Consider the following 16971-nt stretch of genomic DNA (forward strand, 5'->3'; position numbering starts at 1 on the left):
GTTTTTCGATAAACGGAGTTTAAGAGAGCGATGGGTATCAACGCATCTGGCGGCGCAGTCGTCTCCAGCCCCCGTCTTTACCAAACCGTGCCCCTCTCCACCATCTCCCAGGCAGAACAGCAGGATCGCTACCTCTCGCGCACCGAGCTGGATCGCCTTGACGACTTTTTCTCCAGCGGTCTGAAGCGGCTGCAGATTGCCGAGGTCATCGCCGCCAACTCCGAAATCATTGTCAGCCGGGCTGCCAACCGCATCTTCACCGGCGGCTCCCCCATGGCCTACCTGGAGCGGCCAGAAGTCACTCAAGACGAGAAAGAAGCCTTTAAGCTGGGCACCGCCTTCTATGTGGAGTCCACGGGTGGCTTCCTCGAGGCCATCCGCAATCTCTTCAGCGCCAGCGGCGTGGAGATCCCGCCCAACTTCCGCCCCATCAACATTTCCCGCTACGGGGCTGCCAACATGCGCAAGTCCCTGCGGGATCTAAGCTGGTTCCTGCGCTATGTCACCTACGCCCTGGTGGCCGGGGATCCCAACATCCTTGTGGTTAACACCCGGGGCCTGCGGGAGATCATCGAAAACGCCTGCTCTGCCGAGGCCACCATTGTCGCCATCCAAGAGATGAAGCGGGCCTCAGCCAGCTACTTCCGCAAAGATGGCGAGGCGGTGGCCATCATCAACCAGTATTTCGACGTGCTCTTGAGCGAGTTCATTGCCCCTGCTCCCTCCGACAAGCTGCGGCAGCGCAACGCCAGCACCGCCGATGGCCTGCCCTTGCAAGGGCTACAGCTACCCCAGGTTTACAACTTGGCCGCAGAAAAGGTTCCCGTCTTTGCCATGAAGCCGGGGCTTTCCAATGCTGAGAAAGAAGAGGTCATCAAAGCCGCCTACCGGCAGGTGTTCGAGCGGGATATCCGCCGTGCCTATGGCCTTAAGCTGGCCGACCTGGAGTCGAAGGTCAAAAACGGCGAGATCTCCATGAAGGAGTTTATCCGCCGCCTGGGCAAATCCGAACTCTACCGCAAGCAGTTCTACGAGCCTTACATCAACAGCCGCGTTGTGGAGCTGGCCTTCCGCCACTTCCTGGGGCGGGCTCCCGAAACCCGCGAGGAAGTGCAGACCTACTTCTCCATCGTCTCCAGCAAGGGTCTGGCTGGCCTGGTGGACGCGCTGGTGGATAGCCGCGAGTACGGGGACTACTTCGGCGAAGAGACGGTACCCTACCTGCGCAAGCTGGGGGTAGAAGCGCAAACCAGCGCCAACTGGGGGGCCAAATTCGACCTCTACAACTACGCTGCCCCCCGCCGCAAGGTGCCCCAGTTCATTACCCTCTTTGCCCGCTACAACCGGCCTCTGCCGGATCAGCATGCCTATGGCTCCGGCAACGACCCGCTGGAGATCCAATTTGGGGCCATCTTCCCCAAGGAAACCCGTTCCCTCAGCGCCCGCCCTGCTCCCTTCAACAAAGATGTCAAGCGCATCCTCATCCGGCGCGGCTTTGCCCTGACCAACGAGCGCACCAATCCCAGAGCAGCAGGGGATCCCGGCAGCCTTGGCCCGAAGGTTTTCAAGCTCACCCAGACTCCGGGAGATCGCAGCCGACGGCTGGGGGTGCGGGCCGGCATTGTTGGCAGCGAGGGATCCACCCAGGCGGTGATCCGCGCCTGCTACCAACAGGTATACGGCTATGTGCCCTACGAAGGCCAACGGCTGACCCGCTGGGAGATCAAGCTGGAGTCGGGGGAAATTCCCGTCAAAGAGTTTGTGCGCCAACTGGCCAAGTCGGATCTCTTCCGCAACAAGTACTGGTCCAGCTTGTATGTCTGCAAAGCCATCGAGTTCATCCACCGCAAGCTACTGGGCCGACCCACCTACGGACGGCAAGAGATGAACCGCCTATTTGACATCGCCTCCAAGCAGGGGTTCTACGCGGTGGTGGATGCCATCTTGGACGGCGAGGAGTACCAGCGGGTCTTCGGGGAAGATATCGTGCCCTACGAGCGCTACCTCACCCCCGGCGGCCTGGCGCTGCGGCGGATGCGCCCCGGCTCCACCGACATGGCAGTGACCAAGCCCATTCGCACCGACGAGGACATTCCGCTATTTGTCAAGTTGGGCCAGCCCCAGGACATGCCTTCCGGCGAGCTGGAAATCCAGCGGCGGGCTCAGCAGGGGGTGCCCAAGGTACGCCAAGAGATCCCCATCTTCAAGCTCACCAGCCTGGCCAACAAAGCGGAAGTGAACAACCTCATCCGCGCCGCCTATCGGCAGGTCTTCGAGCGGGATATGGACATCTACAACATCAGTGCCGAGCTCAGCTCCGCCGAGTCCAAGCTGCGCAACGGCGAGATCACCGTCAAGGAGTTCATCGAGGCGCTGGGGTGTTCAGAGCTGTACCGCTCCGAGTTCTATGCCCCCTATCCCAACACCAAGGTGATCGAGCTGGGCACCAAGCACTTTCTGGGCCGTGCGCCCCTCAATCAGCAGGAGATCCGCAAGTACAACCAGATCTTGGCCACCCAGGGGGTGAAAGCCTTTGTGCGCGCCCTGCTGAACACCCAGGAGTATCGGGATCTCTTCGGCGAGGACACGGTGCCCTATCGCCGCTTCCCCACCTTGCCGGCGGCCAACTTCCCCAACACCCAGGAGCTGTACGGTCGCCTTACCAAGCAAAACCGCGAGCTGGTGGTGCCCAGCTTCAGCCCTGTGGGCAATGACCGTAGCTAGATGGGGCTCTCAACTGCTCTCTTTCTTGTGAGAGAGGGGTCGGGGGTGAGGGGAGAGACGAGTTAGCTCCACAAAGGCAGAGGAGACTGGGCTTCATAGCCCAGATGCCGTAGCGCAGCAGGGGTAACCACTCGACCCCTGGGCGTGCGCTGCAGGTAGCCGATCTGCAGCAGATAAGGCTCATACACTTCTTCAATGGTTTGGGGATCCTCACCCGTCACCGCGGCCATCGTCTCCAAGCCCACTGGCCCTCCACCGAACTGCTCCACCAGCACCGTCAGCAGCTTGCGATCTGTCCAATCCAGCCCCATAGGATCCACCTGGAACAGCTCCAGAGCGGCTGCTGCCACTTCTCGGCTAATGTGGCCGTCCCCTCGCACCTGGGCGTAATCTCGCACCCGCTTGAACAGGCGGTTGGCAATGCGGGGTGTGCCCCGAGAACGGCGGGCGATCTCTGCAGCCCCTTCTGGATCGGTGGAGACATTTAAGAGGCGAGCCGTGCGCAGCACGATCTGCACCAGCTCGTGAGGCTCGTAAAAGCGCAGCCGTTGCACATGGCCAAAGCGATCCCGCAGCGGAGAAGTGAGGGCGCCAATGCGGGTTGTGGCCCCGATGAGGGTAAAGCGTTCCAAGGGCAGAGAGGTGATGCGGGCAGAGCGACCTTTGCCAATGGTGATATCAAGACGAAAATCCTCCATCGCCGGATAGAGCAATTCTTCTGTAACCTTGGGCAGGCGGTGGATCTCGTCAATAAACAACACATCCCCCCGCTTCAAGCGCACCAAATACCCGGCAATGTCGCGGGGACTCTCCAAAGCCGGCGCGGTGGTCATGTAGAACTGGGATCCCATTTCTGCCGCCAGCACTGCCGCCACCGTGGTTTTGCCTAAGCCGGGCGGGCCGTAGAACAGCAGGTGATCCAAGGGCTCTTGGCGAGCGCGGGCCGCTGCAATGGCAATGGAAAGCACTTCCTTAAGTTCCGTCTGGCCGATGTATTCCGCCAGAGTGCGCGGGCGAAGCGATTCTTCCTGGGCTTCACCGAGGTGGGCTTGCGGCTGCAACAGGGCAGAGGGATCCGCTCCCCTTTCCCCAGCAAAGCTCAACTCTCTGCCTTCTTTTCTCCAGGCTGAAGACTTTTGCTGCCGCCGCTTGGGGCCCTCAGCGTTCTGGCCTGTATCCCGAGAAGAAATGATTGCCATATCCCTAAGTCACAGAGGCAATGGCCCCAATTTAACTCTAGAAAAGCTCTGGGAAAGATCACCCCAGCAAAGAGAACAAAAAAATCCCCCAGACCAAGCCGGGGGATCCACCAACGCTGTTGAAGCGTCAGGTCAGGCCATCAGCCACGCACCGCAGGCGCTACCTCCACCGCCGCCAAATCCAGCGGGAAGTTGTGCGCATTCCGCTCGTGCATCACTTCCATCCCCAGGTTCGCCCGGTTCAGCACATCAGCCCACGTCCCAACCACTCGACCGTTGCTGTCCACAATCGACTGGTTGAAGTTGAACCCGTTCAGGTTGAACGCCATGATGCTGATCCCCAGCGCCGTAAACCAAATCCCAATCACCGGCCAAGCCGCCAGGAAAAAGTGCAGGCTCCGGCTGTTGTTGAACGACGCATACTGGAAAATCAACCGGCCAAAATACCCGTGCGCCGCCACAATGTTGTAGGTCTCTTCCTCTTGCCCAAACTTGTACCCCAGGTTCTGAGACTCCTCTTCCGAGGTCTCCCGAATCAGGCTCGAGGTCACCAACGACCCGTGCATGGCACTAAACAGCGCACCCCCAAACACGCCAGCCACGCCCAGCTGGTGGAACGGGTGCATCAGGATGTTGTGCTCTGCCTGGAACACCAGCATGAAGTTGAAGGTCCCCGAAATCCCCAGGGGCATCCCATCCGAGAACGACCCCTGCCCAATCGGGTAAATCAAAAACACTGCTGTGGCCGCTGCCACGGGCGCAGAGTAAGCCACCGCAATCCAGGGCCGCATCCCCAAACGGTAGCTCAGCTCCCATTCGCGTCCCATGTAGCAGAACACCCCAATCAAAAAGTGCAGCACAATCAGCTGGTACGGACCGCCGTTGTACAGCCACTCGTCCAGTGAGGCGGCTTCCCAAATCGGGTAAAAGTGCAGGCCAATGGCTGCCGAAGAGGGCACTACAGCCCCAGAAATGATGTTGTTCCCGTACAGCAAGGAACCGGAAACAGGCTCGCGGATGCCGTCAATGTCCACCGGCGGAGCCCCAATGAAGGCGATGATAAAGCAGGTGGTGGCAGTCAGGAGGGTGGGAATCATCAGCACCCCAAACCAGCCAATGTAAAGGCGGTTATCGGTAGAGGTGACCCACTCGCAGAACTGCTCCCACACGTTGCTGGTTGAGCGACGTTGGATAACAGTAGTCATGAGGACAAACTTCCCTAAGGAAGCGCGAAGATTGACAACCTAAACTTAAAACATCCGTTAAGTTTCGTCAACCACCCAATACAAAAAGGAGGGAGAAAGATCGTGTCCGCCCCTCGGTGGATGTTAGGGATCCACACCACCACGCCCGTTTTGGGCCTGGCCCTGCTGCCGTTGGAGCCAGGGTTGGGAGAAACCCGCAGTCAGAGCTGGTGGCTGGATCGGGAGATGGCAGCGCAGTTGCACCCCTGCTTGAAAGTCTTCTTGGCCGGTCAAGCTTGGTCGCAGATAGCTGGGATCGCTGTAGCTTTGGGGCCGGGCAGCTTTACGGGCAGCCGTTTGGGGGTGAGCGTGGCCCGTCTGCTGGGCCAGCAACTGGGCATTCCCGTGTTTGGCTACTCGGCTTTGGCCGTCCTCGCCCGCCAGGTGTGGCAGGAGCAGGGATCCCCGCCCCAGCCCTTGACGGTGGCGGTGCAGATGGACGCCAAACGAGGAGAGCGGTATGGCGGTGTGTATCGGGTGGTGGAAGAGCGTATCGCTGCAGAAGCGGCCGATCAGCTTTGGGAGGAAGAGGCTTGGCAGGCCCTTCTCCGCCATTGGCCGCAAGCTTTATCTGTAGATGCCGACGATTTTGTGGATTCTGCACCTGTGGTGGCGTTGGCAGAATTGGCCCGCGCCGATTTTCGGGCCGGATTGCGCCCTCAGTGGCAGGAGGTGCTGCCCCTCTACGGTCGCCAGCCCCCGATTGATCTCAGAGGGCTGAATCGGACTCCGCCTCCCCAGCGCGAACGGAGTGCCCCATCGTCACGGTAAGATTGGGAAGTCTAAGCAACGGATCCCTCTGCTGACATGATCTCAAGCAACGATTTGCGCCCTGGCGTCTCTGTAGAAATTGACGGAGCTCCCTACAAGGTGATCGAGTTCCTGCATGTGAAACCCGGCAAGGGGGCAGCCTTTGTGCGCACTAAGCTCAAAAACATGCAGACTGGCAACGTTGTGGAGAAAACCTTCCGCGCCGGTGAAACCCTGCCCGCAGCCACCATCGAAAAAGTCGAGATGCAGTATCTCTACGCGGAAGGGGACAACTTGGTGTTTATGGACATGGAGACCTATGAGCAGGCTCCAATTACCGCCGCCCAAATTGGCTCCGCCGTGAAATATCTGAAAGAAAACATGCAAGTGTCAATCTTGCGCTGGAATGGGCAGGTGATCGATGTGGAGCTGCCCAACACCGTTGTTCTGGAAGTGGTGGAAACAGATCCAGGGGTGAAAGGAGATACCGCCACTGGGGGAACCAAGCCGGCCAAGCTGGAGACCGGTGCTGAGATCCAGGTGCCTTTGTTCATCAAGGTTGGAGAACGGATTCGGGTCGATACCCGCACCGACACCTATCTGGGCCGGGAGTGAGTTCTCCCTCTCCTTTTCGGTTATGGATTTCTGTTGTGGACAGGTGATGCATCAGGAGTGAACCTTCCCTTGGATGTTGTCAATTGGCAGGAAATTCGTCTTCTCCTGGCCGCTCTGCAAGAGAGCGATGTTACCGAGCTAACTCTGGAGTTCAAAGATTTTCGCCTCACCTTGCGCAAAGGGATCCCGACTGAGCTCTCCTCCACCCCCGCCAGTCCGGTTATTGTCTCCTCTGCGCCTCCTCCTGCTCCTGCAGAAGCGCCCCCTCCTCCCACTGCTCCCAAATCCACCCCCAGCCATTGGATAGACGTGACGTCACCAATGGTGGGCACTTTCTACAGCGCCCCAGCTCCAGGTGAACCTGACTTTGTGCGGGTTGGCCAACGGGTGAACAAGGGCCAAACCCTGTGCATCATCGAGGCCATGAAGCTGATGAACGAGATCGAGGCCGAAGCGGCAGGCGTGGTGACCGAGATTTTGGTGAGCAATGGGCAATCGGTGGAGTTTGGGCAGGTGTTGATGCGGTTGGATCCCACGGGTTAGTGGGCAAGGGAGAAGCCGGATTTTGGCGACCCAATTTCCTTTGCCTTGCCGGTGCAGCGCTCCCGAGAGGGGCCAGGTGAGCTTGACTTCTCTCTCAAGCAGGAAGAAAGTGAGTTGGCTTTAGAGCCAACATTGATGTCTGTCAGTTATGTCCACAATTATGGCCATTCCGATTATGGCCATTTCAATTCATCAATTCAAATCATCAATTCAAACTAGGACACTGCGCCCACGCCTAAAACGTCGGTCGCGTTGTCGCGTCAGCGTTGCGGAGCCATAATGCCCCCGGCCAAAGGCTTTTCTCAACAGCCCAGGCATCTCACCCTAACCTGAAACGACCACAATGCCAATACGGCAATGTGGCGTTGTCATCTCTTTATGCTCTATCCTGAGGGGCGATAAGCTTGGGAACTTTATTGATGCCTCCGCGCTCCTCTTCCTCCCAAAGTGGCTCTACCCCATTCCCCTTTCTGGAGGGGCGGGGTGCTGCTGACGGTGAGGCTGAGTCGAGCTTGCCGCTGGGACAGCGTCTGCTGCGGGCAGGGCTAATTTCCCAATCCCAGTTGGCTCAGGCTCTGCGAGAGCAACAGCAAAACCACCTCAAGTTGGGAGAAGTGTGTCTCGAGCACGGCTGGCTCACCCCAGCCGCTCTCTACCGCTTCCTGCCCAGCCAGTCTCTTTCTCTGGGAGAGATTTTGGTGGCACTGGGCCACTTGGATTTTGAGCAGTTGCGGGTTGCTCTGGCTCAACAGCGTCGCTATGGGCGGAAATTGGGGGAAATCCTCACCTGGAAAGGTTGGGTACAGCCCGCCATTTTGGATCGCGCCTTGGATGTCCAGGTGCAACTGCAGCGGATGGCTTCCCCCAATGCGTGGGAGGCGCTGCAGCCTTTTTTGGCCAGGGATCCCAAACCCGAGGTTCAGCTTACCCCCCAAAGAGCGGCAACTCCTGGCCGAGAAGCTCTGGCCCAGGATTTGGCTGTACCCGAAGAGGCCAAGATCCCTTGCGAGGGAACAATTCAGCCATCGAGTCTCGAATCCGCAGTTGGGGGAGATTCCATCCCTGGAACATTAGCCGCGGCAGCCTCGGATCCCTTTGCCGATGAGCCTCAACCGGCCACCTTGGCCGACTACCGCAAGCAAGTGGAAGCCTTGCGGCTACAAATCGAGCTCCAGGAACAGGAATGGGATCGGATCCTGGCCAGCATGAACCAGCAGATTGCCGATTTTCAAAACCAGTATCAGCAGCGCATTCAAAAACTGGAAGCCACCATCCGTCTCCAGCAGGCGGAGCTCCAGCACCAGGCTACGCTGCAGCAGGATTTGCGGGTTTGGCGGGAACAACTGCAACGTCTAGAAACGGAGCTGGCTCTTGCCCGCGCTGCTGAGCAAAGGGCGCAGCGGCAGTTGCAAACCCAGCGAGATTGCTATCAGTCGGAACTGGAGCAGTTGCAAGAGCAAATCCAGATTCTGCAGAAACGCCAGTTGGACTCGGTGCCCAGCAGCGTTGTGGCTGACCTACGCGCCCAATTGGAGGCAGCGCTTCATCAAATCCAGCAGCTCCGATCGGAGCGGGATCAGTTGCAGGCCCAACTTGCCCAGCAAGCTGCAGAGTCAGAGGCTGCCCTATCCCGGCATCTGGATTCCTTCTGGCCAGAGCAGGTTGCCGCCTTGGAGCAACAGATTGCGGAGCTGAGGGCCGCTTTGCAGATGTGGCAAGAGCGCTACGCTCAGTTACAGCAAGAGCACGAGGCCCAAATGGCGCGGCTTTCCGGCTATGTTCCCCCAGAGCAGGTGGAAAGCTTACAGGCGCAGCTACAACAACTGCAAGCGGAAATGGCGCGGCTGATGGCAGCCAACCGTGACTACGAAGCGCACCTTGCTCAACTGGAGGAGCAACTGCAGCAGAGCCAAGCCCTGATCCACCAGCTCAGGGCAGAACGGGCCGAGGCCGACCAGCGCATTGTCCAACTGGAGGGATCCCTGCAAGCCCGCCAAGAAGCCTTGGAGCAAGCTCAACAACAACTGAAAACGATGGGATCCCGCCTCAGCGCCCTTCAACAGCAGCAGGCCAACTTGACGGTGGAACTGCGAGATGCGCGAGAGCTGCTGGCGGCCTACCGACAGAGCTTGGAGACTTTACAGGAGAACCTCAAGATTGAGCAGAATCGCAACCGTCTGCTGCAGGTGAGTTACGAACAGCAAAAGCTGATCGCCGAAGCAGCCCAAGCCCAGTTGAGAGCAGCCAACTTCTCTGGTTCAACCGCCAAAGATGAGCCAGCACGTTCGCGTGAGCGAAACACAGTCCTTACGAGGAGACTGGAGGAACCTGCGACCGATGCCGGGGAGCTTCCCGCCAATCCTGAGGACACGCCGACGGATCCTTTGCTGGCGGAACTCACCCCCTGGGCCAGGCATCTGTTCCAAAACTTGCAGGCAGCGGGCTTGCTGGATCGGCCCCAGATCCAAGACATCCTCAGCCGCTGGCAACAGTCGGGGGGCAAGCTGACCGCGGTCATTGGCGAGTGTACCGGCCTGAAGGCAACCACGATCAAGTTCTTTGCGGATGGGGGGTATTCTGCCCGTTTGTCGGGGTGCCGCACGGTGGGAGAGTTCCTCAAGGCTGCCGACTTGTTGGCTGCTGAAGTGCTGGAGTCCTTGCCGCCGATGGATGAATCTTCGCCCCACTGGGGGGATCCCTTGGTGGAGCGGGGGTTATTGCGACCGGAGACGCTGCAGTATTTTCGCAAACATTTCCTGCCAGCTTCTGCCAGCGGATGCTGAGATATGCCAGAACTCCGTCCGAGCGCCGAGACCGTCAAGCGGATGAAGGTCTTGCCTCCACAGCACATTGTCGGGCAGGAGATGGCGGCACGACTGCTTGTGGCGGCCCTGGAGAAGGGGCGGGTGACTTCCAGCTACTGCTTCTTGGGCCCCCAAGGGGTGGGGCGGAAGCTGATGGCCCGTTGGTTTGCCCAGGCCCTCTTGTGCGAATCCAGCTCCGGGATCCCTTGCGGCAAGTGCTCCCACTGCCGTTGGCTGCTGGCGGGCAACCATCCCAATCTCCACTGGGTCAGCCCCACCTACCTGCACCAAGGCCGCCTAATTGCGGCAGACTCCCCGGAGGCGCAAACCTTGCAACGGCGCTCGCCGCCCCAAATTCGCCTGGAGCAGGTGCAGGGGGTATCCCGCTTCTGTGCCCGCAAGCCGATTCGAGCCCAGCGAAAGGGCTCCGCCCCGCTAAAGGACTCCGTCCCGCTTACGCGAAAGGACTCCGTCCCGCTTACGCGAACGGGAGCGGTGGTGGTGCTGGAGGGAGCCGAAACCTTGGCGGAAAGCGCTGCCAATGCTTTGTTGAAAACCCTGGAGGAGCCAGGCCCAGCCCATATTATACTCATCGCCCCCCAGGCGGCCTCGCTGTTGCCGACGCTGTTGTCCCGCTGCCAGATGGTGCCTTTTCGCCGCCTCAGCCCAGAAGAGGTCGACCGGGTGCTGAGTGGGTTGGGTTGCCCAGATCTGGCAGGGATCCCTCGATCCGAGCTGATTGCCTTGGCCCAGGGCAGCCCCGGCTTGGCCTTGCTGGCCCACCAGCACCTGCAGCAGATCCCGCCGTCGCTCCTTGAGGAACTCAAACGTTGGCCCTGGCACTCTTCTCTCCAGCAGGCATTGGAATTGGGCAGAGCGGTGGCCAGTTTGGAGCTGCCGGCACAACTGTGGCTGATCGATTATTTGCAGCAGCATTTTTGGGCGCAGGGATCCCGTCAGCCGTTTGCGCCAGGGGTGCAGAGCGCCATCCGGCAGTTGGAACGCATTCGCCAACAACTGCTGCAATCGGTGCAGCCACGCCTCTGTTGGGAAGTCAACCTGGCCAACGAAGGACTCCGTCCCGCTAGCGCGAACAGTCTGGGTGGGTGATGTGGTAGCTGCCGTCAGCCTGTACCCAGGCGATCTCTGGGATCCCACATTGGCAAGCATAGACTTCTATCTCTTCAGGAGCTCGATCCAGCAATTCCAGCTCCACCGCCTCCGTTCGCGTCAGCGGTGCGGTTGAGCACTCTTCTCGCCAGCGGGCGGCCAAGGCCAGCGCCGCCGGGATCCCTGCCGGCACCAGGGGCACCACCAACCGTTTGCAGCCCATCTCCTCGGTTTTGGGGTCGGGGGGCAAGAGCCGGAGCAGCGTATCCGGCAGAAGGGTAAAGCCGATCCCCGGCTGTTCGACCTGCTGAGGGCTGTAGAGAGCATGCAGCCGGTCGTAGCGTCCCCCCAAGGCAATGATCTCCCCGCCTGCCACTGCCTGAAAAACGATGCCGGTGTAGTAGGCCAGGGTTTGCAACAAGCTCAGATCCAGCACCACCCGCACCCCGTGTTCCTCCAGCACCTGGCAGAGCTGCCGCAGATCCCGCAGCCGCTCAGGCGGCACAGGCAACTGAGCCAGGTCAGAAAGAACTTGGCCGGGCTGTCCCCGCAGCCCCAGAATCTGCAAGCCAATTTGGCGGGCGGCTTCCGGCAGAGGAGCCGATTCCAGGTAAACGTAGTCGAGCTGGGCAATGGCACGGCGTACTGCCGCTTGGGCCGTGGGGGCAACGGCGCTGAGCAAACTTTCGGTGAGGCTGACATCTCCCAGCAGCAGCGTCCAAGAGAACTCACAAGAGGAGATGCCGACCGAGCGAATGCAATCGGCCAGCAGCAGCAGAATCTCGGCATCTGCCAGCCATCCCCCTGCCCCGATTAGCTCCACCCCCGACTGGAAAAACTCCTGGCCACTGTAGGATCCCTCCTCCCGGCGGCTGTTGCGAAAAACGCTGCCGTGGTAGTAGAGCCGCAACGGCAAGGGCCCACCGGCCAGACGGGTGGCTGCCGCCCGCACAATGGAAGCGGTCAACTCGGGGCGCAGCCCCAGCATCGTCCCTTCGCCATCCCGCAATTGCAGCACCGACTCGGCACGGATGGATCCCCCCGCCAGCAGCGTTTCCAGCCGCTCCAGGGTGGGAGTGATGATGCGCTGGTAGCCGTAGCGTCGGAAAACCTGGGTAAGCTGAGCCTCCAGCTTCTCCCGCCGTTGTACCTCCCGCGGCAGGAGATCCCGGGCACCGCTGGGGGGGCGCAGGCTGCTGGAGACGGTAGAACTGGCTTCAGGGCGCTCCGCACCGCTGACGCGAGAGTGCTCCGCACCGCTAACGCGATTGTACACAGGGCAACTCCGACAGGCTGTCCTGCCGCATCCTACCACTTGGAAGGGAGATCGACCGGGATCTTTGGGCTTCCCTCTAGTCCTCGATTTACCGGGCTATCGGTTAGCTTGCAGCACAATGCTCAACCTCGCTGACGAACCTTCCGACAGACGTTGTTGGTCTGGGCGATAGCAGCTTGACGTGGATTGGCCAAACCGGTGAGCTGGCTGGCACATTTTTTGTAGGCATTTCGCCTAGGCTAAAGTTTGCTCCACCTTCAGCCTGTGTGCTCTTTCAGAGCGAGGAGCAACTACCTGCAGCTTGCGGGGAAGTCGCGCCTGGGGAGATCCCTTTGGCGGGGTGGTAGAGGTGAGCTCTACCACTGGCCATGGGTCGTGGAAGCAAAAAGAAAGCATCAACCTGCGCGAAAGTCCGCTTTTGCTCGGTGTTGTATAAGTCTTTCAGAGCGGAAACTCAGGCCACTCCCGGATGGGATCCGTGGAGCGTACTCGGTGCATTCCTGCTTCCGCAAAGCGGGCGAAAGCGGCCTCCGCCTGTTCGCTGAAATCCACAACGCCGGGGATCACCACCGCCGAGGTGCAGTCCTCCAGAAGATAAACTTTCTTGGCCAAGCTGGGATCCGTGGCTTGGATTTCCTGCAGCAGGTCACTCACCGTCCAGGCCACGCAATGGCTTTTGGCTTCGCCAGCCACGATCAGCGCATCAAACTGCAGCAGGTGGCGGATAAGAGGCTCATTTTTCTCGTCGATGGGATCCCCTTCCGGCCCGGTCAAGACCTCCGGGCTGAGTACGGAATAATTCTCCGTCAAGGGGTTGGCTCCCTTGAGCTGCAGGCTGGGCTGGCTAAGGCGGGCCATGCCGTGAAAGAAAATCGCCTCCTCCACCGCCGGCACCAAGGCATGGCCGATCCCCCCCAGCATGGAGTGGTAGGGCCAGACGATGAGGGGATATTTCCCCCCCTGCTCCAATTGCTCGGCGTAATGCAGAGCGTAGACCTGCAACCGGGTTAGATCCCCTTGGGTCAGGCTGGCGGCTACAGCCGGGTTCACCCGCCACCGCCCGCAGCGGATATCGGCTGCCGAAATGGCCGTGGCCGGCTCAGGATGGGATCCCTGTGCGTCCACCCAAAAGACGGGGTGGAAGATCTGCATGGCCGTGTGGGTGTCGAGGGTGGCAACAATCTGGGTGATGCAGGCCAAATTGCGGTAGATGAACTGACAAAGCCGGCGATTATCTTCCACCGCTCCCAACCCGCTGGAACCGGCCACAAACAGCTCAAAGCCGGGAATGCAAAAGGTGTTCTGCACATCAATGAGCAACAAGCCCACCCGCACCTGATCGGCCTCCGCCGGCGGGATCCCTTGCTCCTTGGCCCAGCGCTCGGCTTCTGCTGCCCGCTGTTGGTAGGGCACGCGCCAAATCTCTCCCACCCGCTCCGGATCAAAGTGGGGGGGAAGGCCCGCTGGAGCCGCAACCGTTAGCTCCTGTAGAGTGGCATTCATGGCGTTCTCCCGGTGGGGGCTGGATTGACCAGGCTTGCACAAGCTTGATCTAAGGTTAAAGGAAGTCGGGCTGGTACTTATGGTTGGTTTCACTATAAGTTGGGGAAGAGGTTTTGTCCAGATGGCCGCCTGTGTTCTCGGCTAAGTTTGGATTTGGCGTCTTGTTGAGACCGATTTTTCGAGCTTTTCGGGGGTTGCGGTGCTTCTGGTGGATCCCGGACAGGCAGGCTTACTTATGGTAAGTTTCACTATAACCTTGGCGACAGCTCTCTGCTCGATCCCATCGCTCCCCATCGGCTTCTGCCTTGAGGTTTTTTCATGTTGAGCCCTGATTTCTCGTCGTTGCAGCCCCAAGACTATGGCTTGCTAACCGATCTGTACCAGTTCACCATGGCCGCTTGCTATGTGGGGGAAGGGCTAGAGGCTCAGCCCGCTGCCTTTGAGCTGTTCGTGCGGCGGCTGCCCACCGACTATGGCTATCTGATTGCCATGGGGCTCACCCAGGCGGTGGAATACCTGCAGCAGCTCAGCTTCGCCCCCGAGGCTTTGCGAGCACTGCGGGAAACGGGCATTTTCGCCGATGCGCCGGAGCGCTTTTGGGATCTGCTGGCCCGCTGCCGGTTTGAGGGGGATATGTGGGCGGTGCCGGAAGGAACGGCCATTTTCGCCAACCAGCCCCTATTGCGGGTGGAAGCCCCCCTCTGGCAAGCCCAACTGGTGGAGACCTATCTGCTGTCCACCTTTAACTACCAGACCCTGATTGCCACCAAGGCGGCCCGTATGCGCGATGCAGCAGGGGATGAGGCCATCTTGCTGGAGTTCGGCACCCGGCGAGCTTTTGGGCCCCAGGCGGGGCTATGGGCAGCCCGGGCGGCTCTGGCGGCAGGGTTCAATGCCACCTCCAATGTTTTGGCAGCCCTGAAATTGGGGCGCAAGCCGGCAGGAACCATGGCCCATTCCCTGGTGATGGCCATTGCCGCTCTTTCGGGAGATGAGACCCGCGCTTTTCAGTCCTTTCGGCGCTACTTTCCCCAGGCTGCGCTGCTGATCGATACCTACGACCCCATCCAAGGGGCGCGCACGGCAGCCCAGCTTTTTGCAGCCGGAAGCCCGGATCAACTGGGATCCCGCGGGGAAATCGGCGGGGTGCGCATCGACTCAGGAGATTTGGAAGATCTCTCTCGCCGGGTGAAACAGATTTTGCCTCAAGGAGCCCCGGTGTTCGTCAGTGGGGATTTGGATGAATACGAGATCGAGCGCCTGCATCGCTCCCAGGCCCCCATCAGCGGCTATGGAGTGGGCACCCGCCTGGTGACCGGAGAAGGCGTGAACGGGGTGTACAAATTGGTGGAAATCAACGGGATCCCGGTGGCCAAAGCTTCCTTTGCCAAAGCCACCCTTCCCGGTCGCAAGCAGATCTTTCGCGGCCCCGAGGGAGACTTGCTGGGCCATGCCGACGAGCCCCCGCCCCCCGGCTACGAACCGCTGTTGCGCAAAGTCATGGAAAAAGGGCTGCTGCTGGATCCCTTGCCGGATTTGGAAGCCATTGCCCGCACCAGCCGCGCTTCTGTGCTGCGCCTGCCTCAGGGGGTGCGACAACTGCGCCAGCCGGATCCCTGGCCCATGGCCCTGACTGCAACTTTGCAGCGGTTGAAAGACCACACCCTCGGTCAGGACTGTGCCTCGGCGGGCACTGCCTGAGGAGCGGATTCTAATCCAAGCAACATTGAACCATGCTGAACATAGTATTCAGCATGGCGCGATATGTAACTCCCAAAGAAGTTGCTCGTCGGCAGTACGAACACCTTCAGGACGAGCAAGGCGATATGACCTCGATAGCTACATCAAGTTACCCGGAAAGCAGAAGCACATTGTTCTCTACGCCAGAGTTATCAGCCGAGCGCAAAAACCCGACTTGGAGCGACAGATTGCTCGATTGGTTAGCCTCCATTCTGGAGCCGAAGGGGTCGGAGACATTGGCGGCGGTCTCCACTTCCAAAGACCACGGTTCCTTGCCCTACTGGAACGAATCGGTGCAGGAGATGTCGGCACACTTGTGGTCGCCTATAAAGACCGCCTCTGCCGCTTTGGATTTGAGCTTGTTGCCTGGTACTGCCGTCAACACGGGTTCGAGAAAGAGCTCCGCTCCGCTGACGCAAACGTGGTTCTCAATCACCAAGACCACTCTCCCCAACAGGAATGGGTTGAGGATATTCTTGCCATTTTGCACGGCTTCAGTCATCGGCTCAGCGGACTCAGGAAGTACCGAACTGCAATCCAGGAAGATCAGGATTTATCCCGAACCCGCTCTGGCTAAGGTGTGGAAACACTGGCAAGCAGCGTGCCGGTATTGCTACAACCAAGCGATTGCCCATCAGTGCCAGCACGGTGCCCCAAAAACGGCTAGAAAGCTGCGGGACATCATCCTGCACTCCGACCTGCCCCGGTGGGTGAAGGACGCCCCCTGCCACATCAAGCAGAACGCGGTCATCGAGGCGTGGTTGGCGTTTCGCCGGAGCAAAGACGCGAAGTTTCGCAGTGTGCGGGACAGGTCGCATACGCTGCAATTCAACGCCGGCAACTTTCGCAATGGGACGTGGTATCCGAAACTCACCCGAGGTTTGGCGTTTCGTGCATCCGAGGAGATGCCCAGAGAATGGGCACATGGAACTGAGCTAGTGCGGGTGAAAGACAGGTGGTATGCCATCTTCCCTGAACCTGTGAACGAGCAGTGCTCGTTGGCAACGGGAATCATAGCGCTTGACCCTGGGGTGAGAACTTTCCTCACCGGGTTTGATGGGGAAGGTTTTGTGGATATTGCCAAAGGCGACTTTGGCCGGATAACACGGCTGTGCCACTACCTGGATGAGTTGCAATCGAGGCTGAGCCAGGCACCGAGGCAAAAGCGTAGGCGAATGCGGCAAGCAGCGTTTCGCTTGCGTCAAAAAATCAGGAACTTAGGTCGTGTTGATCTTATGTTAAGATAGAGAGAATAATTTATGGTGGAAAGAGGATGAAGTTGGTTTTTTAGATGAAAACAAACGGCAGAAGATATTGGCTTTTTTACGGACAGAAGAGAGAGTTAACATTGGGAAAGAAGCAAACTGTAAACAGTTTATTGAAGCAGTTCTTTGGATAGCCCGTTCCGGTGCTCCTTGGCGCTACCTCCCAGAAGGATATGGCAAATGGTACACCATCTATCA

The 16971-nt window shown here is 59.4% G+C and carries 12 protein-coding genes and 2 pseudogenes; 10 read left to right on the forward strand and 4 right to left on the reverse strand.

Features of this window, described 5'->3' with window-relative positions; translation table 11 throughout:
• Nucleotides 1-30: 30 nt before the first annotated feature.
• The gene (locus ACVWZ1_RS00860) at nucleotides 31-2724 is read left to right on the forward strand and encodes a phycobilisome rod-core linker polypeptide (RefSeq protein WP_457502280.1); all 2694 of its coding nucleotides are present in this window, start codon (nucleotides 31-33) and stop codon (nucleotides 2722-2724) included.
• 62 nt (nucleotides 2725-2786) lie between these two features.
• On the opposite strand, the gene ruvB is transcribed toward ACVWZ1_RS00860, so the two are convergent.
• Nucleotides 2787-3923: a Holliday junction branch migration DNA helicase RuvB gene (gene ruvB / locus ACVWZ1_RS00865; RefSeq protein WP_457502281.1), complete on the reverse strand. Its 1137-nt coding sequence runs from the start codon at nucleotides 3921-3923 to the stop codon at nucleotides 2787-2789.
• A 140-nt stretch (nucleotides 3924-4063) separates the two neighbouring features.
• Complete coding sequence (psbA, locus tag ACVWZ1_RS00870; RefSeq protein ID WP_011432036.1) at nucleotides 4064-5128, reverse strand: photosystem II q(b) protein; 1065 nt, start codon at nucleotides 5126-5128, stop codon at nucleotides 4064-4066.
• A 102-nt stretch (nucleotides 5129-5230) separates the two neighbouring features.
• On the opposite strand from psbA, the gene tsaB reads away from it, so the two are divergent.
• The 5 genes from tsaB to ACVWZ1_RS00895 all read left to right on the forward strand — a co-directional run bounded on the left by tsaB (nucleotide 5231) and on the right by ACVWZ1_RS00895 (nucleotide 10989).
• Nucleotides 5231-5938 carry a tRNA (adenosine(37)-N6)-threonylcarbamoyltransferase complex dimerization subunit type 1 TsaB gene (gene tsaB, locus ACVWZ1_RS00875; protein WP_457502282.1) on the forward strand — a complete coding sequence of 236 codons (708 nt, stop codon included), beginning with the start codon at nucleotides 5231-5233 and terminating at the stop codon, nucleotides 5936-5938.
• 36 nt (nucleotides 5939-5974) lie between these two features.
• Nucleotides 5975-6532 carry an elongation factor P gene (gene efp, locus ACVWZ1_RS00880; protein ID WP_414335241.1) on the forward strand — a complete coding sequence of 186 codons (558 nt, stop codon included), beginning with the start codon at nucleotides 5975-5977 and terminating at the stop codon, nucleotides 6530-6532.
• A gap of 69 nt (nucleotides 6533-6601) precedes the next feature.
• Complete coding sequence (gene accB / locus ACVWZ1_RS00885) at nucleotides 6602-7075, forward strand: acetyl-CoA carboxylase biotin carboxyl carrier protein (RefSeq protein WP_457502287.1); 474 nt, start codon at nucleotides 6602-6604, stop codon at nucleotides 7073-7075.
• 419 nt (nucleotides 7076-7494) lie between these two features.
• On the forward strand, nucleotides 7495-9858 hold the full coding sequence (locus ACVWZ1_RS00890) for a hypothetical protein (RefSeq protein ID WP_457502283.1): 2364 nt from the start codon (nucleotides 7495-7497) through the stop codon (nucleotides 9856-9858).
• A 3-nt stretch (nucleotides 9859-9861) separates the two neighbouring features.
• Nucleotides 9862-10989, forward strand: coding sequence for a DNA polymerase III subunit delta' (locus ACVWZ1_RS00895; protein WP_457502284.1), 1128 nt, complete (start codon nucleotides 9862-9864; stop codon nucleotides 10987-10989).
• On the opposite strand, the gene ACVWZ1_RS00900 is transcribed toward ACVWZ1_RS00895, so the two are convergent.
• Both ACVWZ1_RS00900 and ACVWZ1_RS00905 read right to left on the reverse strand, forming a co-directional pair.
• Complete coding sequence (locus ACVWZ1_RS00900; protein WP_457502285.1) at nucleotides 10964-12265, reverse strand: ATP phosphoribosyltransferase regulatory subunit; 1302 nt, start codon at nucleotides 12263-12265, stop codon at nucleotides 10964-10966. The two genes, ACVWZ1_RS00895 and ACVWZ1_RS00900, sit on opposite strands and share 26 nt — an antisense overlap.
• Before the next feature lie 441 nt (nucleotides 12266-12706).
• A complete protein-coding gene (locus ACVWZ1_RS00905; RefSeq protein WP_457502286.1) occupies nucleotides 12707-13768 on the reverse strand; it encodes an isochorismatase in 1062 nt (353 codons plus the stop codon).
• Between the two features lie 318 nt (nucleotides 13769-14086).
• Here ACVWZ1_RS00905 and ACVWZ1_RS00910 point away from each other — a divergent pair, with 318 nt between their 5' ends.
• The 4 genes and pseudogenes from ACVWZ1_RS00910 to ACVWZ1_RS00925 form a co-directional block, all read left to right on the forward strand.
• Complete coding sequence (locus tag ACVWZ1_RS00910) at nucleotides 14087-15469, forward strand: nicotinate phosphoribosyltransferase (protein WP_414357891.1); 1383 nt, start codon at nucleotides 14087-14089, stop codon at nucleotides 15467-15469.
• A 73-nt stretch (nucleotides 15470-15542) separates the two neighbouring features.
• Nucleotides 15543-16085 (forward strand): annotated as a pseudogene (locus tag ACVWZ1_RS00915) (IS607 family transposase); the annotation flags it as partial.
• Nucleotides 15973-16728: pseudogene (locus ACVWZ1_RS00920) on the forward strand (helix-turn-helix domain-containing protein); the annotation flags it as partial. The pseudogenes ACVWZ1_RS00915 and ACVWZ1_RS00920, both read left to right, overlap by 113 nt.
• A gap of 91 nt (nucleotides 16729-16819) precedes the next feature.
• Nucleotides 16820-16971, forward strand: a 152-nt coding sequence (locus ACVWZ1_RS00925; RefSeq protein ID WP_457502288.1) for a transposase, incomplete at its 3' end; no start/stop codon positions are given.

The sequence above is a fragment of the Thermostichus sp. MS-CIW-25 genome, from assembly GCF_054060015.1.